Annotated in this window: 10 protein-coding genes; 6 read left to right on the top strand and 4 right to left on the bottom strand. The window is 75.3% G+C overall.

Features of this window, described 5'->3' with window-relative positions:
- Together Q6969_RS11150 and Q6969_RS11145 are read right to left on the bottom strand one after the other, a co-directional pair.
- The coding region (locus Q6969_RS11150; protein ID WP_396335539.1) for an alcohol dehydrogenase catalytic domain-containing protein at positions 1–438 on the bottom strand (438 nt) is incomplete at its 3' end.
- A 57-nt stretch (positions 439–495) separates the two neighbouring features.
- Positions 496–1,521 carry a 6-phosphofructokinase gene (locus tag Q6969_RS11145; protein ID WP_094115051.1) on the bottom strand — a complete coding sequence of 342 codons (1,026 nt, stop codon included), beginning with the start codon at positions 1,519–1,521 and terminating at the stop codon, positions 496–498.
- 38 nt (positions 1,522–1,559) lie between these two features.
- On the opposite strand from Q6969_RS11145, the gene Q6969_RS11140 reads away from it, so the two are divergent.
- Positions 1,560–2,291: a nucleoside/nucleotide kinase family protein gene (locus tag Q6969_RS11140; protein ID WP_317230500.1), complete on the top strand. Its 732-nt coding sequence runs from the start codon at positions 1,560–1,562 to the stop codon at positions 2,289–2,291.
- A gap of 7 nt (positions 2,292–2,298) precedes the next feature.
- On the opposite strand, the gene Q6969_RS11135 is transcribed toward Q6969_RS11140, so the two are convergent.
- A complete protein-coding gene (locus Q6969_RS11135) occupies positions 2,299–2,796 on the bottom strand; it encodes a pyridoxamine 5'-phosphate oxidase family protein (RefSeq protein WP_317230499.1) in 498 nt (165 codons plus the stop codon).
- Positions 2,797–2,876: 80 nt separating this feature from the next.
- Here Q6969_RS11135 and Q6969_RS11130 point away from each other — a divergent pair, with 80 nt between their 5' ends.
- Complete coding sequence (locus Q6969_RS11130; RefSeq protein ID WP_317230498.1) at positions 2,877–3,827, top strand: DNA-3-methyladenine glycosylase 2 family protein; 951 nt, start codon at positions 2,877–2,879, stop codon at positions 3,825–3,827.
- Between the two features lie 81 nt (positions 3,828–3,908).
- Here Q6969_RS11130 and Q6969_RS11125 read toward each other — a convergent pair whose 3' ends face one another.
- Entirely contained in the window at positions 3,909–4,709 is an 801-nt protein-coding gene (locus Q6969_RS11125; RefSeq protein WP_317230497.1) for a thioredoxin domain-containing protein, read from the bottom strand.
- A 75-nt stretch (positions 4,710–4,784) separates the two neighbouring features.
- Here Q6969_RS11125 and Q6969_RS11120 point away from each other — a divergent pair, with 75 nt between their 5' ends.
- The 4 genes from Q6969_RS11120 to Q6969_RS11105 form a co-directional block, all read left to right on the top strand.
- Positions 4,785–5,738, top strand: coding sequence for an aldose 1-epimerase family protein (locus Q6969_RS11120; RefSeq protein WP_317230496.1), 954 nt, complete (start codon positions 4,785–4,787; stop codon positions 5,736–5,738).
- A gap of 123 nt (positions 5,739–5,861) precedes the next feature.
- Positions 5,862–6,311, top strand: coding sequence for a VOC family protein (locus tag Q6969_RS11115; protein WP_317230495.1), 450 nt, complete (start codon positions 5,862–5,864; stop codon positions 6,309–6,311).
- A 114-nt stretch (positions 6,312–6,425) separates the two neighbouring features.
- Positions 6,426–6,884: a MarR family transcriptional regulator gene (locus Q6969_RS11110; RefSeq protein WP_317230494.1), complete on the top strand. Its 459-nt coding sequence runs from the start codon at positions 6,426–6,428 to the stop codon at positions 6,882–6,884.
- Between the two features lie 49 nt (positions 6,885–6,933).
- On the top strand, positions 6,934–7,475 hold a 542-nt coding region (locus Q6969_RS11105; RefSeq protein ID WP_317230493.1), incomplete at its 3' end, for a hypothetical protein.

Raw genomic sequence — 7,475 nt, 5'->3', positions numbered from 1 at the left:
CATCGCGGTGAAGCCGGCCGTGCCGATGGCGGCCGCGCGTCGGGCGTCGAGCCCGTCGGGCACGCGGACGAGGGCGTCGGCGGGGACGCGCACGCGCTCGGCGAGCCCGCCGTCGCGGCTCTCGCCGAGGCCGGCGCCGGTGAGCACGACCAGGTCGCCGGGGGAGAAGGCGTCGGATCCGCTCGCCCGGACCGTGCCGACGGCGTCGATGCCCGCCACGAGCGGGCTGGTGCGCGCGATGCCCGGACGACCGCCCAGCAGCATGCCGTCCTTGTAGTTGATGCTCGAGAACAGCGCGTCGAGGAGGACCTCGCCGTCGCCCGGCCCGTCCGCACCGCCCGTCGCCTGCTCGTCGGGGAGGTCGCGCAGGGCGACCTCGATGCCCGTCGTGCCGTCGTCGGCGACGGTCTGCTCGGCCACGAGCGCGCGGTACGTCATGCCGTCACGCTACGCCCGCGGGTGCGGGCCGCGCGAGCGGCGGCGGCGCGCCCCGGATCAGCCGAAGAGGATGGCGGCCTCGTCGTAGCGGTGCTGCGGCACGGTCTTCAGGCGGCCGAGGGCCTCCTCGAAGCCGACGTGCACGATGTCGGTGCCGCGGAGCGCGACCATGCGGCCCCAGTGGCCGTCGCGGACGCTGTCGACCGCGGCGAGGCCGAGGCGCGTCGCGAGCACGCGGTCGTAGGAGGACGGCGTGCCGCCGCGCTGGATGTGGCCGAGGGTGGTGGCGCGGGTCTCGATGCCCGTGCGCTCCTCGATGATCGGCGCGAGCTGCTCGCCGATCCCGCCGAGGCGGGGGCGGCCGAACGCGTCGAGGCCGCGCTCGCCGTGGGCGTCGGCCGCGTGCTCGGGCACGAAGCCCTCGGCGACGACGACGAGCGGGGCGCGCCCGCGGTCGTAGGCCGAGCGGACCCAGGCCACGATCTCGTCCATGCTCGTCTTCTGCTCGGGGATGAGGATCGCGTGGGCGCCCGCCGCCATGCCGGAGTGCAGGGCGATCCACCCGACGTGGCGGCCCATCACCTCGGCCACCATGCAGCGGCTGTGCGAGTCGCCCGTCGTGCGGAGGCGGTCCATGGCGTCGGTCGCGATCTGCACCGCGGTGTCGAAGCCGAAGGTGTAGTCGGTGGCGTCGAGGTCGTTGTCGACCGTCTTGGGGACGCCGACGATCTTGAGCCCCGCGTCCGTGAGGCGCTTCGCGGCGGCCAGCGTGCCCTCGCCGCCGATGGCGAGGATCGCGTCGATGCCGAGGCGGTCGAGGTTCTCCTGGATCCGCTCCACGCCGCCGTCGCCCTCGAACGGGTTGGTCCGGCTGGTGCCGAGGATCGTGCCGCCCTGCTTGCCGATGCCCTGGATGTCGCGCCGGGCGAGCGGCATGACGTCGCCGTCGACGACGCCCCGCCAGCCGTCGCGGAAGCCGACGAACTCCTGCTTGTGGATGGTCGTTCCCTTGAGCACCGCCCCGCGGATCACCGCGTTGAGTCCGGGGCAGTCTCCGCCTGAGGTGAGGATTCCGATGCGCACACGTCCATCATGGGGCACACGTCCGCGAGACTGGGTGGATGGACACCGCGCCGGATGGGCCCCGGCACCCCGGATCGGCCCCGCCGGTCGCCGTGGACGCCCTCGACGGCCTCGCGCGCCGGGCCCTCGGCCTCGTCCGGGACGGCCGCCGCGCGGTGCTCGGCATCGCGGGCAGCCCGGGCGCGGGGAAGACGACGCTCGCGCGGGCGCTCGTCGCGCGCGTCGACGCGATCGCCGGGGCGGGCACGGCGGCGGGCGTGCCCATGGACGGCTTCCACCTCGCCAACGCGACGCTCGACCGCCGGGGACTGCGCGACCGCAAGGGCGCGGTCGACACCTTCGACGGATGGGGCGTCCTCGCCCTCGTGCGGCGCCTCCGCGTCGAGGCGGACCACGCGGTGTACGCGCCGTCGTTCGACCGGGCCGTCGACGAGGGCGTCACCGGCGCGATCGCGGTGGAGCCCGGCACGCGCCTCGTCGTCCTCGAGGGCAACTACCTCCTGGTGGACGAGGAGCCGTGGACCCTCGTCGCCGCGGAGCTCGACGAGTCCTGGTACTGCGCGACGCCGGACGCGGAGCGCGAGGCGCGCCTCGTCGAGCGGCACACGGCGGGCGGGCGGACGCCGGCCGCGGCCGAAGCCTGGGCCCGGGAGGTCGACGGCGCGAACGCCCGCCTGATCGAGGGCACCCGGCGCCGCGCCGACCTGGTGGTGGACGGCACGGCCGCCGGTGTCCGCGGCGCCGTGGACCACGACGCCGCGGGCGGCTGACGGCGGATCAGAGCTCGACGGTGCCGTGCTCCCCGACGTCCTTCGGGCGCTCGCCCGTGACGACGGCCTTCGCGTACTTGATGAGCGCGACGGGCTTCGGGGTGTCCTGGTACCAGTACTCGGCGGCGTCGGCGTGCACGCGCACGAGCGCCACGCTCGGATCCTCCTTGCCCCCCTCGAACCACGCCTCGGCGCCCGCGGACCACAGCTCGTCGATGCGCCCGCGATCGCGGGTGACCTCGGCCGTGCCGGCGATCGACAGGAAGCCGTCGCCGGTCTGCAGGGACACGTTGACCTGGTCGTTCGCCCGGATCTCGGTGGTCTTGTCGCTGGGGTCCTTCGTGAAGAACCAGAGGTCCCCGTCGAAGTCGCGCTCCTGGCTGGCGAGCGGGCGGCTCACGAGCTGCCCGTGGGCGTTGACGGTGGTGAGGAGCGCGATGCGCGCCCCCTTGATGAGCTCGGCGACGCGCTCGCGGTCGGCCTGGTCGTCCTGGATGTCGGTCATGGGGCCGACGCTACGCGTGCCGCCTCCCGCGGAGGAGGGTCGGCGGCCGTGCGTACCCTGAGGGGATGGACGGAGGCGGCATGGGGACGACCCCTCCCGACGCGCGGACGGCCTACGTCCCCGCCCGCGAGGTCGACCTCCGGCTCGTGCTGCGGCCCCTGTTCCGGGGCGTGGTGGATCCGACCTGCCGCTGGGACCCGGCACCGCCCGGATCCCGCCGCGTCGGCGTCTGGCGCACCGCGCGCACGCCCCTCGGGCCCGCGTCGCTGCGACTCGACCCGCGTGCGGACGGCGGCGTCGACGCGCGCGCGTGGGGGCCCGGGGCCGAGTGGGCCGTCGAGGGCGTGCCCGAGCTCCTCGGCGAGGGCGACGACTGGTCCGACCTCGACGTCTCGGCGCACCCGCTCCTCCGCGACGCGCACCGGCGCCTCCCGGCGCTGCGGCTGATGCGCACGAACCACGTGTTCGAGGCGATGGCGTCCGCGGTCCTGGAGCAGAAGGTGACGGGACTCGAGGCGCGACGGGCGTGGCGGCAGCTGATCCTCGCGCACGGCGAGCCCGCGCCCGGGCCCGTCCCCGTCGGGATGCGCGTGCTGCCGTCGCCCGAGCGCTGGCGGCTCATCCCGTCGTGGGAGTGGCACCGCGCCGGCGTCGACCCGAAGCGGTCGCGCACCCTCATCGCCGTCGCGACCAGCGCCGCGGGCCTCGAGCGCACCCTGGCGCTCGGCCGGGGGAGCGAGGACATCACGCGTCGGCTGCGCTCCGTCCCGGGCGTCGGCATCTGGACGGCGGCCGAGACGACGCAGCGGTCGCATGGCGACCCGGACTCGGTGAGCGTCGGCGACTACCACGTGCACGACACGGTGGGGTGGGCGCTCGCCGGCCACCCGGTCGACGACGACGGGATGCTCGAGCTCCTCGAGCCGTGGCGCGGTCAGCGCCAGCGCGTGATGCGCCTCATCGAGGCGAGCGGGTTCCGGAAGCCGCGCTTCGGGCCCCGCATGACGGTGCAGGACCACCGCGGGCACTGAGCCTCCGATCCGCGCCGAGCCGTGGAGCGCGCTGCGGAGCGGACGGCGGCGCGCCGGGCGGTCCGTCCGGCGCCCACCGGGTCAGCTGTCGGCGGCGATGCCCTCGGGGAGCTGTGCGCCGGCAGCCGCCAGCGCGTCCACCAGGTCCTGGCCCGCGACGGTGGGGACGACGTCGCCCTGGATGCGCAGGGTCGGCGTGCCCGTGACCCCCGCCGCGCTCGCGTCGGACGTGTTCCCCGTGATCCACGAGGAGTACCGGCCCTCGGCCACGCACGTCCGCGTCGACTCCGAGGAGACGTCGAGCGTGGTGAGCCAGGTGACGAAGTCGGCGTGGGTCCACGAGTCGGTCACGGTGGAGTGGTTGTCGAAGAGGGCCGAGTGCACGGCCGGCCACTTGTCGGGCTCCTCCGCGAGGACGCAGGCCGCCGCGCTGCCCGCGACCTGCCCGTACTTCGTCACGATCTGGATGGGGTGGTAGACGACGCGCACCTGACCCGTGGCCGCGAGCCGGTCGAGCAGCGGGCCGCTCTCGGACTCGTACTGGGCGCAGTGGGGGCACGAGTAGTCCTCGAAGACGTCGAGCGTGACGGGCGCGTCGGCCGCGCCGACGCTCACGCCGGTGGCCTCGGAGGCGACCCGCACCTCGTCGCCCGTCGACAGCGGCGCGGTCGCGTCGGCGACGGGGCCCGCGGCGCTCGCCGCCTGCGACTGGCCGAGGAGGTAGACGCCGCCGGCGATGGCCGCGATGACGACGACGAGTCCGCCCGCGACGGAGAACTGCGTGATGAGCCGGCGGCGCTTGCGGCGACGGTCGTCGAACGCCCTCTCGATGCGTGCCTTCTCGCGGATCGCGCGGATCTTCTCGTTCTCATGCCGGGCCATGCGCCCGATCCTAGGGAGCGGCGTGCCGCCGGCCCTGGGAGGCGCCACAGCGCCCGGTGCGGATAGGCTCGACGGGTGCCCGAAGACGCGTCGTACGCCCCCCGCAACCCCACCGGACAGCAGCACGAGCTCATCGCGGAGGTGGACGGCCGCTCCCAGCGCATGGTGATCGCGGAGGTCGGCGCCGCGCTGCGCGTGCTCCAGGTCGACGGCACGGACCTCGTGCAGTCCTACCCCGAGACGGAGCAGCCGCCGTTCTGCAGCGGCATCGTGCTCGCGCCGTGGCCCAACCGGATCCGCGACGGCATCTGGGAGCAGGACGGCGTGACGCACCAGCTCGACATCACCGAGGTCGACCGGGAGAACGCGATCCACGGGCTCCTGGAGCACGCCCCCTACCGCCTGGTGGAGCGCGACGACGTGTCCGTCACGCTGTCGGCCGACGTCCACCCGCAGCGCGGCTACCCCTTCGCCCTCGAGACGACCGTGCGGTACGAGCTCACCGGGCAGGGCGTGCGCGTCACCCACGGGATCCGGAACGTCGGCTCCGAGGACGCCCCCGTCGCCGTCGGCACGCACCCCTTCCTCCGCGTCGGCGACGTGCCCACCGAGGACCTCGAGGTCGTCATCGACGCGCCCACCCACATCGAGGTGGACCCGGTCCGCCTCAACCCCACGGGCGTCCAGGCCCCGGTCGAGGGCACCCGCTACGACCTCCGCGGCGGGGTCCGCGTGCGCGACGCGAAGCTCGACGACGCCTGGGCCGACGCCCGCGTGGTCGACGGGGTGACGCGCCACGGCGTGCAGGCGCCCGACGGCCGCCGCACCGAGATCTGGGCCGACGGGGAGTTCACCTACTGGCAGGTCTTCGTGACGCCGTGGTACCCCGCGGCCGACGGGCACGTCTGGGCGGTCGCGGTGGAGCCGATGACGGCACCCGCCGATGCGTTCAACTCCGGCGACGGCCTCATCACGCTGGAGCCCGGGTCCGAGTGGTCGGGCACCTGGGGCATCGACCTCCACGACTGATCCCGGCCGGGGGCGGCCGCCCGTCCCTCGGAGGCCGCGGTCGACCTGGATGCTGACTGGGAGCCGTGGTCGCAATCCGAACCGCCCGGCGGCGGCCGGGGCGATCGTCCTAGCGTCGACGGCATGACCGACACCGACGCGACCACCGCTCCCCTCGACAGCATCTCCGGCGTGCACCACGTGCGCATCTCCGTCTCCGACCTCGCCCGCTCGCGCGCCTTCTACGAGGGCGTGCTGGGCCTCACCCCCGCCATCGTCAGCGAGGGCGACCCGAGCGACCCGGCCGTCCTCCAGGATCCGTCCGTCTTCTTCGGCGGCGTCATCTACGGCGTCGGCGACCAGCTCCTCGGCCTCCGTCCCGTGCAGGGCGACGGCGGAGCGTTCGACCCCGCCGTCCGCGGCCTCGACCACGTGAGCCTCGCGGTCCCGTCGCGGGACGAGCTCGTGAAGGCGGCCGCGCTCTTCGCCGAGCGGGGCATCGCCCACGGCGAGGTGACCGACATCTCCGGCATGTCGATCCTCTCGGTGCAGGACCCGGACGACATCAACGTCGAGCTCGTCTTCGCGGGCTGATCCGGCGCGGGGCGGCGGCTCGCGCCGCCGACCCCGCACCCCGCCGTCCCCTCGACTGCGTAGCATCGGACGGGTGCGCGGGTCGCTACGCAGGACACGGTCGAGGAGGACGCGATGACGACGACGGATCCCCTGGCGCTCGAGAGCCAGGTCTGCTTCCAGGCGGTCGTGGCCGCCCGCACGGTGGTGGCCGTGTACCGGCCGATCCTCGAGCCGCTCGGGCTCACGCATCCGCAGTACCTCGTCATGCTCGCGCTCTGGGAGCGCGACGCGCGCTCCATCTCGGACCTCGGGTCCACCCTGCAGCTCGAGCCCGCGACGCTCACCCCGCTGCTGAAGCGGCTCCAGGCCGCCGGGTTCGTCGACCGGGCGCGCAGCACCGTCGACGAGCGCGTCGTGGTGGTGTCCCTCACCGCCCGCGGGCAGGAGCTCCGCGAGCGGGCGCTCGACGTGCCCGCCCAGGCGGCGGCGCGCACCGGGCTGACCGTCGCCGAGCTGGAGGCGCTGCGCGACGCGCTCGACGACGTGGTCGGCCGGCTCACGGACGCGCTGGCGGACGACCGCGCCGCCTGACCGGGCCGGCTGACCGGGCCTCCCGGGCCCGTCGTCTACACTGCGGGCGATGCCTGCCCCGTCCCCGATCGCCCCGCGCGTCCAGCGCGTGATCCGAGGGCTCGCCGCATCCACCACCGCCACCTTCGTGGCCGCCCTCTTCCACGAGGCCGGCGGGGGAGCCGCCCCCTCCTGGGGCGTCGTCGCCTTCGGGCTCGCCCTCGCGTCGCTCGCGGCCATCGCGCTCGCCGGCGCGCGCCCCGCGCTGTGGCGGCTCGTCGCCGCGGTCGGCATCAGCCAGCTGCTCTTCCACGGGCTCTTCACGGCGGCGGGGGACGGCTCCGGGGCCGTGGCGGGGGATGCGCACGCGGGCATGGGCCACGGGGCGGCGCCGATCCGGGTGGCGGGGATCGCCGGGAGCTCCGGCGGCTCCGCGGTGCCCGGTCCTGCGGTGCCGCTCGACGTCGGCATGCTCCTCTCGCACGGCGCCGCCCTCGTCGTCACGGTCCTCGCCCTCCGGCACGGCGAGGCCGCCCTCCGCGCGCTCGTCGCGGCCGCGGGCCTCCGCGTCGTGCGGACCCTCGCGATCCCGTTCCTCCGGCCCGAGGGGCG

This window comes from Clavibacter sp. MX14-G9D, assembly GCF_032917815.1.
In the GTDB taxonomy this organism is placed as follows: domain Bacteria; phylum Actinomycetota; class Actinomycetes; order Actinomycetales; family Microbacteriaceae; genus Clavibacter; species Clavibacter michiganensis_K.
This window is presented reverse-complemented; position numbering and strand designations above follow the sequence as displayed.